General features: G+C 66.3%; 15 protein-coding genes. 10 read left to right on the top strand and 5 right to left on the bottom strand.

Features of this window, described 5'->3' with window-relative positions; genetic code table 11:
* Positions 1 to 21: 21 nt before the first annotated feature.
* Positions 22 to 798, bottom strand: a complete 777-nt coding sequence (locus tag GTV32_RS13805; protein WP_161060803.1) for a crotonase/enoyl-CoA hydratase family protein — start codon at positions 796 to 798, stop codon at positions 22 to 24.
* Positions 799 to 1,411: 613 nt separating this feature from the next.
* On the opposite strand from GTV32_RS13805, the gene GTV32_RS13810 reads away from it, so the two are divergent.
* Positions 1,412 to 1,558 carry a hypothetical protein gene (locus GTV32_RS13810; protein ID WP_161060804.1) on the top strand — a complete coding sequence of 49 codons (147 nt, stop codon included), beginning with the start codon at positions 1,412 to 1,414 and terminating at the stop codon, positions 1,556 to 1,558.
* Positions 1,559 to 1,737: 179 nt separating this feature from the next.
* Here GTV32_RS13810 and GTV32_RS13815 read toward each other — a convergent pair whose 3' ends face one another.
* Positions 1,738 to 2,421 carry a TetR/AcrR family transcriptional regulator gene (locus GTV32_RS13815; protein WP_161060805.1) on the bottom strand — a complete coding sequence of 228 codons (684 nt, stop codon included), beginning with the start codon at positions 2,419 to 2,421 and terminating at the stop codon, positions 1,738 to 1,740.
* A 168-nt stretch (positions 2,422 to 2,589) separates the two neighbouring features.
* Between GTV32_RS13815 and GTV32_RS13820 the strand changes: the two genes are divergently transcribed.
* Genes GTV32_RS13820 through GTV32_RS13835 form a run of 4 tightly spaced genes read left to right on the top strand, consistent with a single transcriptional unit; the run spans position 2,590 to position 5,024 of the window.
* Positions 2,590 to 3,270, top strand: a complete 681-nt coding sequence (locus GTV32_RS13820) for a hypothetical protein (RefSeq protein WP_161060806.1) — start codon at positions 2,590 to 2,592, stop codon at positions 3,268 to 3,270.
* Positions 3,267 to 4,202 (top strand): SDR family NAD(P)-dependent oxidoreductase, encoded by a 936-nt coding sequence (locus tag GTV32_RS13825; RefSeq protein ID WP_343287326.1) that lies wholly within the window; start codon positions 3,267 to 3,269, stop codon positions 4,200 to 4,202. The genes GTV32_RS13820 and GTV32_RS13825 overlap by 4 nt, the downstream gene beginning before the upstream one ends.
* Complete coding sequence (locus GTV32_RS13830) at positions 4,150 to 4,422, top strand: hypothetical protein (protein ID WP_343287327.1); 273 nt, start codon at positions 4,150 to 4,152, stop codon at positions 4,420 to 4,422. Before GTV32_RS13825 ends, GTV32_RS13830 begins: the two co-directional genes overlap by 53 nt.
* Positions 4,419 to 5,024, top strand: coding sequence for a hypothetical protein (locus GTV32_RS13835; protein ID WP_161060808.1), 606 nt, complete (start codon positions 4,419 to 4,421; stop codon positions 5,022 to 5,024). The genes GTV32_RS13830 and GTV32_RS13835 overlap by 4 nt, the downstream gene beginning before the upstream one ends.
* Before the next feature lie 367 nt (positions 5,025 to 5,391).
* Here GTV32_RS13835 and GTV32_RS13840 read toward each other — a convergent pair whose 3' ends face one another.
* Together GTV32_RS13840 and GTV32_RS13845 are read right to left on the bottom strand one after the other, a co-directional pair.
* Positions 5,392 to 7,419 carry an oligopeptide transporter, OPT family gene (locus GTV32_RS13840; protein WP_161060809.1) on the bottom strand — a complete coding sequence of 676 codons (2,028 nt, stop codon included), beginning with the start codon at positions 7,417 to 7,419 and terminating at the stop codon, positions 5,392 to 5,394.
* 140 nt (positions 7,420 to 7,559) lie between these two features.
* Positions 7,560 to 8,300: a DsbA family oxidoreductase gene (locus GTV32_RS13845; RefSeq protein WP_161060810.1), complete on the bottom strand. Its 741-nt coding sequence runs from the start codon at positions 8,298 to 8,300 to the stop codon at positions 7,560 to 7,562.
* Here GTV32_RS13845 and GTV32_RS13850 point away from each other — a divergent pair.
* The 3 genes from GTV32_RS13850 to GTV32_RS13860 all read left to right on the top strand — a co-directional run bounded on the left by GTV32_RS13850 (position 8,299) and on the right by GTV32_RS13860 (position 10,453).
* Positions 8,299 to 8,916 carry a MarR family winged helix-turn-helix transcriptional regulator gene (locus GTV32_RS13850; RefSeq protein ID WP_343287328.1) on the top strand — a complete coding sequence of 206 codons (618 nt, stop codon included), beginning with the start codon at positions 8,299 to 8,301 and terminating at the stop codon, positions 8,914 to 8,916. The two genes, GTV32_RS13845 and GTV32_RS13850, sit on opposite strands and share 2 nt — an antisense overlap.
* 146 nt (positions 8,917 to 9,062) lie before the next feature.
* Positions 9,063 to 9,404: a hypothetical protein gene (locus GTV32_RS13855; protein WP_161060811.1), complete on the top strand. Its 342-nt coding sequence runs from the start codon at positions 9,063 to 9,065 to the stop codon at positions 9,402 to 9,404.
* Between the two features lie 101 nt (positions 9,405 to 9,505).
* A complete protein-coding gene (locus tag GTV32_RS13860) occupies positions 9,506 to 10,453 on the top strand; it encodes an SDR family oxidoreductase (protein ID WP_237421542.1) in 948 nt (315 codons plus the stop codon).
* Between the two features lie 5 nt (positions 10,454 to 10,458).
* On the opposite strand, the gene GTV32_RS13865 is transcribed toward GTV32_RS13860, so the two are convergent.
* Positions 10,459 to 11,703, bottom strand: coding sequence for an oxygenase MpaB family protein (locus GTV32_RS13865; RefSeq protein WP_161060812.1), 1,245 nt, complete (start codon positions 11,701 to 11,703; stop codon positions 10,459 to 10,461).
* Between the two features lie 102 nt (positions 11,704 to 11,805).
* Between GTV32_RS13865 and GTV32_RS13870 the strand changes: the two genes are divergently transcribed.
* Both GTV32_RS13870 and GTV32_RS13875 read left to right on the top strand, forming a co-directional pair.
* Positions 11,806 to 12,309: a methylated-DNA--[protein]-cysteine S-methyltransferase gene (locus GTV32_RS13870; RefSeq protein ID WP_161060813.1), complete on the top strand. Its 504-nt coding sequence runs from the start codon at positions 11,806 to 11,808 to the stop codon at positions 12,307 to 12,309.
* A 24-nt stretch (positions 12,310 to 12,333) separates the two neighbouring features.
* Entirely contained in the window at positions 12,334 to 13,206 is an 873-nt protein-coding gene (locus GTV32_RS13875; RefSeq protein ID WP_161060814.1) for an SDR family NAD(P)-dependent oxidoreductase, read from the top strand.
* Positions 13,207 to 13,219: the final 13 nt, after the last annotated feature.

Raw genomic sequence — 13,219 nt, forward strand, 5'->3', positions numbered from 1 at the left:
AGGGGTCGGTGCCCGACCACCTCAGCGCTTCGACCACCTCGCCACCCGCTCCTTGTGCTCGGCCGTCTGATGCGCGAGTGGCTGCATCGCGGCGGCGAGATTGAGCACGGTGTCGAGCGAGCTGGTCCGCGACTCGGTCAGCAGGCGCTTGGCCATCCGCAGTGCGTGGGGCGGATTCTTCGCGATACGCGCAGCCAATTCCCCTGCTGCAGCAAGGAGTTCATCATCGGGCACCACCCGGCTCACCATGCCCCACTCAAGCGCTGTCGCGGCATGGACACGATCACCGGTGAACGTCATCTCGGCGGCACGCTCGTATCCGATGGCCCGTTGCAGGAACCACGAACCCCCGTCTCCGGGGATCAGCCCGATCTGAACAAAACTCTCGGCGAAGAAGGCGGATTCGGCCGCGATACGTAGATCGCACATCATCGCAAGGTCACATCCGGCACCGACCGCTGCGCCGTTCACCGCCCCGATCACCGGAACCTCGCAACGCAGCATGGCGCGGGGAATCCGCTGTATCCCATCGGCATAGCCGTGCCGTTGATCCGCACCGCCGAGTCCGAACAGCCCCTGCTCGTCGGCCATCTCCCGGACGTTCCCACCGGCCGAGAATATGTGCCCCGCACCCGTGAGGATCACCGCCCGGACGTCGGTGTCGGCATTGGCGGCGTCGACCGCATCCTCGAACGCGGCGACGAGATCGGCACCGGTGATGGCATTGCCGACGTCCGGGAGGTTGATCGTCCACACGGAGACACCGTCGTCGGTGCTGATGTCCAGAGGTTGGTGCACGGTCGTGCCGCCTTTCGATTGGGAATCGCTGATTGCACCCTACGACGCCGCGGCTCGATCCCCCATCAACCACGGTGGCGGAAACATCTCACCCCCGAGGCTCGGCGACTCGCTGCCGGACAGGCACGTGGTACGCCTCAGAGGACTCGCGAGGGCCGTTGAAGGCACTCCTGTTCAGGTTTGCCCCCCGGTTCCTCGAGCTGTTTCGGTCGAGCGGCGCACGTAGAGGATCGCAATTGCTTGCGAGAATCCGCCAGCGAAGGCACTGCAGCCCGTCGCAGAGGCCTACGAGAAGACCGCAAAGTTCGTCCAGGACTGTGTGTCGATGGGCGGCCTCGATGACATGGCCCGGGCACGTCAGAAGCGCGCGAAGGCGCGTTCGATGCCGCCGCCTCGCCACACCGGCCTGCTGCGGTTGCCGCGCCCGCCACAGCTACGCCGCCCACCCCAGAGTCTCCAGCCACCACCCCGCCAGCGACTCGACCCTCAGTTTCCTCGTCTGTCCCGCCGCCGACCACGAAGACGCGCGACCCGGCACCCCCGCAGACAACTCCGACACCGGCGGGGAAGGGGAACACAGGTCGCACTGTCGGCCCGAGCACAATCTACTCCGATGAGCCGACTGACGATTGGCGACACCTGGCAGCAGGCGGTGACCGCGGCAGTGCCGGCCGGGCTGGTCGTGGTCCAGTTGGGCTTCCATCACCTCCGCCTTATCGACGCCGGAATAGGATGCGGCAGAGGCGTATTCGAGCAGTGATGATCTACGTAGTCGTCACGTGACGGACTGTGTGACGGAAACCCGCTCGTCATGACCACGAATGATGTCTGATCAACGACCGCCGCTGGGTGCCCACCTCGAGAGCGCGACCTGCGGTGACCCACACAAAGCGCTCAGCGCTGTGGATGTCCGAATCGGGCGCATCTGACACCCGGATCTCAGGCCGGGTCCACGGTTCCCGGCGGCTCCGCCAACCGCGCGCGCGCGATCTCGGCGGCAGACGTGCCCAGTGTCATCCACAGGGACGCGAGGTCCTCGGCGAGCTGGTCCCGGGTCACCTTTAGCGCTCCCTCGGCCCAGGACAGGATTGCCTGGGCGGTACCGCCGATGACGAACGCCGGCGCGGTTTGCGCGAGAGAGTCGACTTCGAGACGCACGTCGTGGATGGTGCGGGCGTGATCGATGAGCACTCCCGTCAGACCTTCGATGGCGTCGGTACGCCGTGCGTCGACCGCGGGGGTACCTGCGGCCCCGCCGAGCAGGACCCGCGCTTTGCGGCAGTCGTTGCCGAGTACGCCGATGATCGCGTCCACGGCCAGGCGTGCCTGTTCGGGCTGAGGCCGTTGCAGCGCAGCCACATACGCGACGACAGCCGCCTCGGTGACCTCGGCGGAGATGTCGTCGATCACGGCCATGGCCAGCGCGTCCAGATCGGCGAAACTCTCATAGAAGTAGCGTTTGTTGAGCTGCGCCTCGCCGCACAGGCTGGCCACGGTTGCCGACCGCCACCGGCTCTCGGACATCGCCGTGACAGCGACGTCGACGAGCGCGGCCCGCCGCCGCGCTGCCCTTTCGGGCGCGGACCGGCCACCGTAGTTGCGGTCGGCGCTCGTCGCGTTCACCCGTACATCTTGGCACTACTGCGCCGTTTCGTTGACGGCACACCAACGAATCTGGCACAGTCCTGTACCAGTACAACTGGTACTCAAAAGTACCTGATCCGGTGTGCAGCTCGGTGGACCTGCCGCGTTTCGCGCCGTCACCAACCAAATCACCTCGAAGGACATTCAATGAGTGCGGAACTGAGAGACGCGAGCATCGTCCGAGACGACGAGACGGAGACACCCCTCGGCGTACTGGCCGAGATGCGGGCGCTGGCCGAACACAGTCCGGGACGGGCGCGCATCGACACGTGGGACTTCGTCCGGCAGCTGGGCGATCGACAGGATCACGAAGCGTTGTCCCTGTTGTTCGGCGCCGGTACGGAACCGGAGAATCTCGATGGCAAGCTGGAAGGCCTGATCGTGGGGAAGCTTTTCGGCATCCCGGAGGCGAGACTGGCCAACCCACTCATGAAGATCGACCCCACCTGGCGCGGCAAGAGCTTCGACCTCTCGGCCGGCACCGGTCTCAACCGGCTGTCCCCGATCGCCGGGGTGGTCATGCCGATCATCACCTTCGGCTACCTCGGACTCCGCCTGGCCGGTCGCGAGATGGAGGGCTTCCACTTCGATCACGGCCCGAGCCAGGGTCTGATCGAGCCGCGGGTCCGGGTGCGGGCGCTCGACTACGGCGTCCCGAAGTACAAGAATCCCGGCGTACGTACCTTTCCCATCCGCAAGACCCGGGACGAGATCGTCGAACTGGTTCCGGGTGTGTATCTCGGCCGGGCACTGTTGCTCACCGCCGCCGGCGGTCCACGCCTCATCGCCTATTTCGCGTTGCGCCATCCCGTGGGCAGCCCGCTGTGATCGCGCTGGCCGGCGCCCAGGTGTGCATCACCGGGGGCGCGCGGGGAATCGGCGCCGCCGCCGCGGCCGCGGCGGCCGAGCGCGGCGCAACGGTGTGGATCGGTGATCGTGACCTCGCCGCGGCGACCGAGACCGCGAAGTCACTGGGGCGCAGGGTCAATGCGTTGCATCTCGACGTCACGGACGAGTCCTCGTTCAAGGACTTCGTCGGTACCGTGTCCGATCGCGGTCCGATCGACATGTTCGTCAACAACGCCGGTATCCAGCACATGGGGCGCTTCGTCGATCAAGATCTCGAGGCCCTTCAGCGCGAGTTGGCCATCAACCTCGGTGCGGTCCTCACCGGAACTCACCTGGTGCTGCCGGACATGATCCGGCGTGGACGCGGACACGTGGTCAACGTGTCGTCTATGGCGGGAAAGATCACGACACCGGGGATCGCCACGTACAGCGCCTCGAAGTTCGGCGTCGTCGCGCTGGACCGGGCGATCCGTGCGGAGCTGGCCGGCACCGGGGTGACCCTCACGACGGTGATGCCCGCGGCGACGAACACCGAGCTGACCGCCGGGGTGCGTCTGCGCCTGCAACCGACGCTGCAACCCGAGCAGGTGGCGGCCGCCATCGTCGCCAGTGCGAACCACACCCGCGGCGAGGTGACGGTGCCGCGGTACCTCGCCCCGATGGGGATCTTCGAGGAAGTGATCCCCCGTGGATCATGTGGCGCCTCAAGCGATTCGTCGGCGGCGCCGAGTACGGCGCGTTCGATCCGGCCCAGCGGCGCGCCTACCTCGAACGCAGCCGGACGTCGTGAGAACAGGACAGTTCGTGACGAATCTGAATCTGGCCGACACGCTGGCCACGATCAAAGCCCGTCAGTGGATGTTGACCGACATCGACTGGAATGCGCCCGGCGCGGATCTCATCCGCGATGACCAGCGGGACGATCTCAAGGCGTTCATGTCGGATCTCATGTGGATCGAGCATGTCGGTGCCCGCGCCTTCGCGGGACTGGCGTTGCACGCACCGACCGAGGAACTCAAGGAGATCTATCGGTACTTCCACGCCGAGGAGCAGAAGCACGCCAATGCCGAACTGGCGCTGATGAAGCGCTGGAATCTCCTCGAGGAGGGGGAGATCCCCTGCCGGGTGTGATGATCTCGCATTCGCTGGACACGATGGACAAGATGGCCGACACCGCGCCGTTCGAGTATCAAGCCACCATCATCCCGATGCTGGAGGTTGCACTCGACGGTGCGCTGTTGAAGTTCTTGACCGACGAGGTCGAGGACCCACTGTTGAAGGTCGTCCTCAACAAGATCAACGCCGACGAATCACGCCATCTCGCAGTGGGTTTCCACGTGATGGGGATGCTGTCCGGGGCGCGGGCCCGACGCACGGCGCTCGTACTGTTCAAGCTCGCGTACAGCATGCGGGTCGTCTCTCTTCGCAGTGTCATCGCCACACTCCCCATCATCGGGAACATGCGCGAAGAGCTGTATGCGATGGGACTCGACGGCGATCGGCTCTCGGTCGCGATGGACCGCTATCGCAAGGCAGGCGAACGCGATCCCCGGCTGGAGTCGAACCGGTACTACAAGATCGTCCGCGGATACTCGCGGCTGGTGATGGAACGACACCCGGTCTGGTCCCGCATCGAGTCGGCGATGATCGATTACGCCAACCGGATCCCCCTCGACAAGTGGCCGACTCGCCCGACGTGGTCCCACGAGCTGACGTATCGGACCACCGACTGATACCGGCGGCGGACGCGGCACGCGACGACGACACGGTTGGCCGCGTGTTCACGGTGCTGGTGATCGGTGCCGGGTTCTCGGGCATCGGGGCCGCGATCAGACTCCGCGAAACGGGGGATCGACGACTTCGTCGTGCTCGAGCGCGGTAACGAGGTCGGCGGCCGTTCGAACCGCGGACCTGGAGCAGGCTTACGCGGACGGCGCCGGGATCCAGGACTACATCCTGGACGTCGTCGAGAAGCGAGACGTGCGCCGTCTCGTGAGGTTCGGTCACGATGTCTCGTCGTTGCGCTTCGGCGACGACGACGGGATCTGGCGGGTCACGACGAATACATCGGGGCCTCGACGCCGCCGCGTCGCGAGGCCGTCAACGGAGCGGAGTCCGGGCATCGGCTGCGCCGGCCCCCGATTCCTCCTTCGAAGCCCACCTGCGCGTCCACCTGTAGAGCCATGCCACCACCGCGACGAACAGCACCACACCCAGGATCTCCGAACCGGTCTCCCACCCGTCGCCGATGAACGGCAGGTTGAGCACGGCGTCGTTGCCGGTTGATGCGACGATCGCCGCGAAGACCACGTTCCACAAGCTCTCGCCGACGATCAGGCCGGTCGCCAGGAGCACGCCCATCCGCTTCTTGCGCTCCACATTCCGGCCGGTTCGCTCCGCCCATCTGTTGTAGGCGCGGCCGATGAAGGCACCGATGGGGATCACCAGGGTGACCGACATGGGCAGGTACATACCCATACCGACGGCCAGCGGTGGCACCCGCAGTCTGGTCGTGGTCCTGCCCAGTACCTCGTCGACCACGATGACCGCGATCCCGATCAGCGCACCCACCCCGATCAACGCCCAGTCGAGATCGCCGCCGAACACCCCTTCGGCCAGCGACGAGATCAGGCCGGCCTGCGGGGCGGGGAGGGCATCCTCATCGGCTCCCGGCGCACCGACGAACCCGAACGCCGTCTGCATCAACTGCAGAACGGGCGGAATCACCACCGACCCGAACACCACCCCGATGACCAGCGCCACCTGCTGCTTCCACGGTGTCGCGCCGACCAGCTGGCCGGTCTTGAGGTCCTGCAGGTTGTCGTTGGAGATCGTCGCGACGCCGAAGACTATGGCTGCGGTGAACAGCGTGTAGGCGACCAGAGCGGTCGACTGTGAGTCATCCGCCGAACCGAAGGTGATCTTGATCAGGACGGCGGCGACCAGCACCACCACGATCCCGACCCCGGAGATCGGGCTGTTCGACGAACCGATCAGCCCGGCCATGTATCCGCAGACGGAGGCGACGACAAGACCGATCACGAACACGAAAGCGATGCTCACGATGATGATCCCGACGGCGCTCCCGTGCAGCACCGTGCCACTCGCGAAGTCCCACAACATGAAACCGATGGGGATCAGCGAGGCCAGGATCACCCCGGCGACGATGGTGACCGGGATGTCCTGTTCGGTGAGGTCGACCGTCGTTCCTGCGCGGCGCGCACGCGTGGAGACCATCGCATCCCGAATGCCACGGGCGATGGGCCCGATGATCTTGATGAGCGTCCAGATGGCCGCCACCGCAATCGCACCCGCGCCGATGAATCTGACGTCGTTGGTGAACGCATCGCTCACCACGTCTTCGATCGAACCGGTCGCCGGGAGGTCGCCCCAGGTGCGGATCGGCAGCAGCACACCGAAGGAGATGATCAGGCCGATCAGCATCGAGATGCCCACCGTGATGCCGACCAGATGGCCGACACCGATCAGCGAGAACAGCAACCCGGCGCCGAACATCGTCCCGCCCTGGCCGATACGCGCGAAACCCGAGATGGTCCCGGCTATCAGCTTGGTCTGGGTGAGCAACGAGAAGATCGCGGAGACAACACTTCCCACCACGATGACCCGCAGACCGCGCCGGTTCTCCTCGGCACCCTGCGCGGTGTCACCGACCTTCAGGACCTCGGCCGCCGCCGCACCCTCTGGATATGGCAGGTCGGAGCCGGTCACCAGGGCACGTCTGAGGGGGATCGAGTACATCACGCCGAGAATGCCGCCGATGAGACACACCGCCACGGTCGTCCAATACGGAAAGCCTGTCCACCAGCCGATCATGATGAGTCCGGGCAGGACGAAGATGATCGCCGACAGGGTTCCCGCCGCCGACGCGATCGTCTGCACGATGTTGTTCTCGACGACGGAATGATCGGCGAAGTACCGCAGCAGGCTCATCGAGATGACGGCCGCCGGAATGGCGGTGGCGAAGGTCAGACCCACCTTCAGACCGAGATAGACGTTCGCGGCTGTGAACACCAAGGTGATCAGCCCGCCGAGGACGATCCCGCGAATGGTGAGTTCTTTCAACCCCGCGGATGCGGCGCCCTTCACGGCGGAGCCTGGCGTGGACATGACGGCGACCCCTTACCCGACCTGTTCGGTGTTGTGGACTCACACAACTGTAGGAGGGGGGTGGGTGATCCGCAGGGATTCCGTCCAGCGTCGGCCACGCTGGTTGTGAAGGGGTCCGAGAAGCCGGTTTCGGTGAGAAGTCAGTCGCCGCTGCCGGCGCGCGGAACGTCGGCGTCCGGAACGGCACACCCGTCGGGGCCGCAGGTGTCGGCAGATTCGACCCCGATCGGGACCAGTTGCTCGTCCCATACGAGTTGCAATGCCCGGGCGAACGTTTCGGACGGTTGCGCACCCGACACCGCATATTTGCCACCGAACACGAAGAACGGCACGCCGGTTGCGCCGATGGCGGCGGCCTCGTTCTCGTCCCGGCGGACGGCGTCCGCATAAGCCTCGGGGTCGTCGAGGATCGCACGCACCCGTACCTCGTCGAGTCCCGCCCGGACCGCGATCTCCACCAACCGCTCACGATCTCCGAACGCCGGCTCCTCGTCGGCGAAGTTCGCCGCATACAGAGCATCGAGCAACGCGTCCTGCCGATCTTCGGCAAGCGCGTGGTGAAGGAGGCGATGCATGTCGAAACTGCTGCCGAAGTCGCGGCCCTGTGTTCGATAAGCCAGACCCAGTTCGCCGGCCTGGGCGGCGATGCCCCGCTCATTCGCCGCCGCCTGCTCCACCGAGATCCCGTACTTCTGCGCGATGTGCTCGACGACGGGCGCGCTGGTCCCCGGGGCCAAGGTGGGGTCGAGCTCGAACGAGCGATGCACCACCGTGACGCCGTCTCGCTGCGGGAACTCCCGGAGAGCCTCCTCAAAACGTCGCTTTCCCAGGTAGCAGAAGGGGCAGTTGATGTCGGTCCAGATGTCGACCGTCACGGTCATGGCAGGCAGTCCTCTCCGTCCGCAGCTCTCGGACGGCGGACACGGTGACTCCAACGCCGTCGGCGGCCCCGATGTTCCGCCACGAATCGGCGGACAGCCGGATGCCGCCCGCGCATGTCGGTACTCTGTCGGAGCACAGTCGGCCATGGCCGACCGCATCGAGGGGGAAGGTTCGACTGCGACGATGGGCCCGGATCCGATCACCGACCTGGAGGCCGAGCTCGTCGACATCTGGCGTCGCGGCCGCATCAAGATCCGTGAGCGCGCCCGCGCGATCCACCCGAAACTCGATCCGGTGTGTTACCCGATCCTCGTGCTGCTCTCTCGCCACGACGCACTACCGATGTCGGATCTGCTCGGCGAGCTCGCGCTGGAGAAGTCGACGCTGACACGTCAGATCGACTCGGTGGTGCGCCTCGGCCTGGTCGAGCGGCATCCCGACCCGGATGACGCGCGCGCCCGACTCGTGGCGTTGACCGAGAGTGGGCGTTCCCGGTTCAACGACGTCGCGCTCACCGCCCTCGCCGACTGGCGGGACCAGTTGTCGCGATGGGACCCCGAGGACGTCCGACAACTCGCCGACCTCCTCCGGCGGCTGGCGGAGAGCACCAGCTAGCGCCGCGGCCGGCGGGTACGAGGTTCGACCGGCCGGCAGCCGCTGCACGGGGCGAGTAGCCCGGTCCACGGCTGAGTACCCGATCGTGCGAGGTCGGGTACCGGGCTACGCGTGGCACGCGCGCTCGGCGGTCTTAGCGTTCGATCATGGACGCCGACGATCCGCCCCCGGTCGCGAGATCTCGTCGCGCGGCAACGGCTCGGCGGGGTCATCTCAGCCGTCGGATCGCGGCGATCACCGGCGCCGTCACGCTCGGCGTCGTCGGATGCTCACCAGGCAGTGTCGTCGTCCTCGACGCCGGACACCCGAGTCATGTCGTCCCGGTCGTGCCGAGCGAGCCGGCCGACAGCGTCTGCGGCACCAATCCCGTCCGGCCTCCCGCCGCATTCACCGCTCGATTGGAACGCGCGCTGACGAGCGGCGGTGGCCGCCACGCCGGGCTTCCCGCACCTGTTGCGTCCCGCCCCGTGCCCGCCTCCTTTTGCTGACAGTCCTTCTCCCACTCCGTGCGACCCGACGATGCATGTACAGCGGTGCACCGAAGCGCATACTGACACGGTCCGACGTCCTGCGCGAGGAGTCCGAAACCATGCCCAGACTGCGCATGCGACGTTCATCATCCACCGATGCCGCCTCGTTGGACGGGAAGGTCGCGCTGGTGACCGGCGCGGCGCGGGGCATCGGCCGGGCCACGGCACTGATGCTGTCCGAGCGCGGCACGGACCTCATCCTGCTCGACATCGACGAGACACCGCTGCGCGAGCTCGCGGACGAGATCGGACCCGACCACGCGGTGGCGCATCGCGTGGACGTCACCGATTTCGAGCAGGTGCGCGCCGCGGTGGAACTCGGTGTCGCGCGATTCGGTGGGATCGATCTTGTTCTCGCCAACGCCGGCATCGCGTCATACGGTTCGCTGCTGCAGGTGGATCCGGCGGTTTTCGCGCGGGTGGTCGACGTCAACGTCACGGGTGTCTTCAACACCTTTCGAGCCGCGCTGCCATCGGTGATCGAACGCAAGGGATACGTCCTCATCGTGTCCTCCGCCGCAGCCTTCATCCCGTTGATCGGCCAGTCACCGTACAACGCGAGCAAGGCAGCGATCGATCATCTGGCCACCTCGTTGCGCGCCGAGGTCGCGCATCGTGGCGTCGCGGTGGGTAGCGCCCACATGATGGTCATCGACACAACACTCGTCCGGGAGGTCGCCGCAGACCTACCGTCCTTCTTCGCCGCGCTCGACGAACTTCCCGCGGCGGTACGCGCGATCATCTCCGTCGATCACTGCGCTGCCGCCATCACGAACGGGCTGGCTCAGCGTAGCCGTCGCATCTATGTACCGCGGTGGGTCTCGGTGACCAACTGGCTCAAACCTGTTCTGGCGTCTCGCATCATGGACAAGCAGTACGCCGACATCTCGTCTCGTCATCTCGGCCGGGTCGATGCCGAGGTCGCCGCCCTGCACCGCTCCACAAGTGCGCGCAACATCGCTGTCGGTCATCTTCCGACCACGTCTGACCCGGCAGTCGACGGCTGAGCGCCTCAGCCGTGCTTGCCCACCGGCAACACACCGATCTCGGCGGCGTCCGCACCGAAATGCCGGAACATGGCGCGCTCCCGTGCTGTTCGACCGCGCCATTCGAGATAGCGGGGGCCGACTGAGGTACGTCCGATGACCCGGTAGCTGACCGTGTTCCGGACCCACGCGGCGCCGAAGGCCCACGGCACACGTTGTGGCAGACGGAGATCGCGCATCCCGTGACTGCCGAGGAAGCCTTCCAGCATGCTGAGCAGCCGCTCGCGGGTGTAGCGCGCAGACAACTCGTGTGCGTACCGATAGTGCAGCTCGCTCTGGACCTCGACGAGCGCGTTCGCCAGTTGGGCTCCCGCATCGGTCACGTCACTCTGCGACAACAGGATCGCGTAGCTCAGCTGATGCTGGTCACGTTCCTCGTCGAACAACCAGTCGTCATCGACGCCGATGAGCCAACCCGCGTATTTCCACAGATGCATCAGCGCGCGCGAGTCGTCCTTCGAGATCGGCACCCCGAGCGCACGCACGCCCATCATCAAGGCTCCGCTGAAGAGATTGAGGGTGGACGCCAGGTCGGTTTGGTTGATGGGCAGGCCCCACTCTGTACTGTCCCATCGGCCGTTTCGTTCGAAGGCCTCGTTGACGAGCGCATGCATCAGGCGGACGTGCACGGTGAGCTTCCAGCCGTCACCGTTTCGGTGCATCCCGCCCGGCTGCCCGACGGCGATCGCCCAGGTCTGGGTCTCCCCGAGCCGACGCCGTGTGCTGTTGCCCGACAGTCCGCCCGTTTCGGCGAGCAGGTCGACCGGCCCACCGAAACGGTAGCCACCGATCAGCGAGAGTTGCAGGAGTACGTCGTTGGCGTTCTGTCCGAAGCGGCGGAACACCGCGGCCCCACGTTCGCACAGCTCTCGATCGACCCAGGACGGTGTGTCCTCCACCATGGCGAAGAACGTGCGCAAAGCCGCCGGACTCGCGTCACTCACACCTCGTTCCAGTGCCTCCTGGAACTGGCCCATCGAGACCCGGCCCGGATCGTCCTTCGGCAGCCTCATCGCCGCGACCAAGGCGGCCGCCTTCTCATCGCGCATCATCAGCCGCCGACCCAGGAGTGCGAGATCGTCCCGGGACGGCTCGGCAAGACGCCAGTACATCCGGAGGAGCTTGCCCATCCGGCGTCCGCGCTCCTCCGCCGCCCGATGACGCCGCGGCGGTCGTGTCGAGGCGGCAGCAGCCTCCGAGGTCACAGACATGAGACAATTCTATCAATTCGTCTCATCCGGGACAACGGTCGCCGACCCATCCAATTGTCGGTGCGCCGTCGTACGGTGGTCGTACCCGACCGAGGAGAACCGATGGGTACTCGACGTCACGCGACCATCGCCACGGTGATCGGTGGTCTGACCCTGGTCGCCGACGGGGACCAGGTCGTCGGCTGCCACTTCCCGCCGACTGACACCTCGACGCTGGGCGATCCCGTCGCGCCTGGCGACGACCCATTGCTCGGGCGGGCAGCCCAGCAGGTGGGCGAGTACCTCGAGGGCACGCGCGTCAGTTTCGACCTCCCACTACGCACCGAGGGCGACGATTTCCAGGAGCGGGTGTGGGCAGCGCTTCGTGAGATCCCGTTCGGAACCACGGTCAGCTACGGCGACGTCGCCACAGGTCTCGGCGACCCAGCGCTCGCCCGCCGGGTGGGCCGCGCCGTCGGACAGAATCCGATCGGCGTCATCATCCCCTGCCATCGCGTGATCGGCGCCGACGGTTCGCTCACCGGCTTCGGCGGCGGACTCGAACGCAAACGGCAGCTGTTGGAACTCGAGGAGCCGGCCGAGGTCCGCGAGGCACGCCTCTTCTGATCGCACCTCCCCTACCCTCGTGGCATGGATGACCGACTCACAGCTCTGGCCGGGCGACGCGCGGTGGTCACCGGCGCGACCAACGGACTCGGGATGGCAACCGCACGGGCGTTGGCGCAGGCAGGTCTCCGGGTGGTGCTCGCCGCACGCAACGTCGAGCTGGGCGAGCAACGAGCCCGCGAGTTCGGCGGAGACTGTGAGGTCTTGCCACTCGACCTCGCCGATCTTGCCTCGGTTCGGGCGTTCGCGGACGCTCTCGACGGCCCGATCGATTACCTCATCAACAACGCCGGCGTCTTCCCGCACCAGCACCGCCGCACCGCCGACGGCTTCGAGTTGGGTATCGGGACCAACTTCCTCGGTCCGTTCGCACTGACCAATCTGCTCCTCCCACGCATCGAACGGCAGATCGTGTCGGTCGCCTCGGATGCGCATCGAGGAGCCAGAGAAATCGACCCGGAAGATCTCGATCTCATCCGGACCCGCTGGACCCCACCGCGATCGTATGCGCGTTCGAAACTCGCAGTGATGTTGTGGGGACTCGAACTCGACAGGCGACTGCGCGCGGTCGGTTCACCGATCAGCATGATGCTCACGACGCCCGGGTGGGTGGCGTCCAACATCTCCAACAAACCCCACCTGGGGATCGCCCACAAGCTCGTGCAGGGCGCGGCATCACGTTTCGCCAACGACGTCGACGCCGGTGCACAGACCACCCTCTACTGCCTGACCGAGCCGATCGCGCCGGGCAGCTACGTCGGCGTCGACGGCATCTGGGGGCTGCGTGGTCAACCTGTCCTGTTCGGACGATCCACGGCTGCATGTGATTTCGATGCCGCCGCACGACTGTGGGCGAAGGCGGAGAAGCTGACCGGCACCACCTCCCCGATTTCGTAGCAGTAGTCCGCGC

Origin of the sequence: Gordonia sp. SID5947, from assembly GCF_009862785.1 — a bacterium.
GTDB lineage: Bacteria > Actinomycetota > Actinomycetes > Mycobacteriales > Mycobacteriaceae > Gordonia.

What these genes read in the sequence shown, in the direction of transcription:
- GTV32_RS13855 (WP_161060811.1), top strand. Translation starts at nt 9,063, where the DNA reads ATGGACGCCGACGATCCGCCCCCGGTCGCGAGATCTCGTCGCGCGGCA.
- GTV32_RS13840 (WP_161060809.1), bottom strand. Translation starts at nt 7,419, where the DNA reads ATGTCCACGCCAGGCTCCGCCGTGAAGGGCGCCGCATCCGCGGGGTTG.
- GTV32_RS13875 (WP_161060814.1), top strand. Translation starts at nt 12,334, where the DNA reads ATGGATGACCGACTCACAGCTCTGGCCGGGCGACGCGCGGTGGTCACC.
- GTV32_RS13810 (WP_161060804.1), top strand. Translation starts at nt 1,412, where the DNA reads ATGAGCCGACTGACGATTGGCGACACCTGGCAGCAGGCGGTGACCGCG.
- GTV32_RS13830 (WP_343287327.1), top strand. Translation starts at nt 4,150, where the DNA reads ATGTTGACCGACATCGACTGGAATGCGCCCGGCGCGGATCTCATCCGC.
- GTV32_RS13850 (WP_343287328.1), top strand. Translation starts at nt 8,299, where the DNA reads ATGGCAGGCAGTCCTCTCCGTCCGCAGCTCTCGGACGGCGGACACGGT.
- GTV32_RS13820 (WP_161060806.1), top strand. Translation starts at nt 2,590, where the DNA reads ATGAGTGCGGAACTGAGAGACGCGAGCATCGTCCGAGACGACGAGACG.
- GTV32_RS13860 (WP_237421542.1), top strand. Translation starts at nt 9,506, where the DNA reads ATGCCCAGACTGCGCATGCGACGTTCATCATCCACCGATGCCGCCTCG.
- GTV32_RS13870 (WP_161060813.1), top strand. Translation starts at nt 11,806, where the DNA reads ATGGGTACTCGACGTCACGCGACCATCGCCACGGTGATCGGTGGTCTG.
- GTV32_RS13865 (WP_161060812.1), bottom strand. Translation starts at nt 11,703, where the DNA reads ATGTCTGTGACCTCGGAGGCTGCTGCCGCCTCGACACGACCGCCGCGG.
- GTV32_RS13845 (WP_161060810.1), bottom strand. Translation starts at nt 8,300, where the DNA reads ATGACCGTGACGGTCGACATCTGGACCGACATCAACTGCCCCTTCTGC.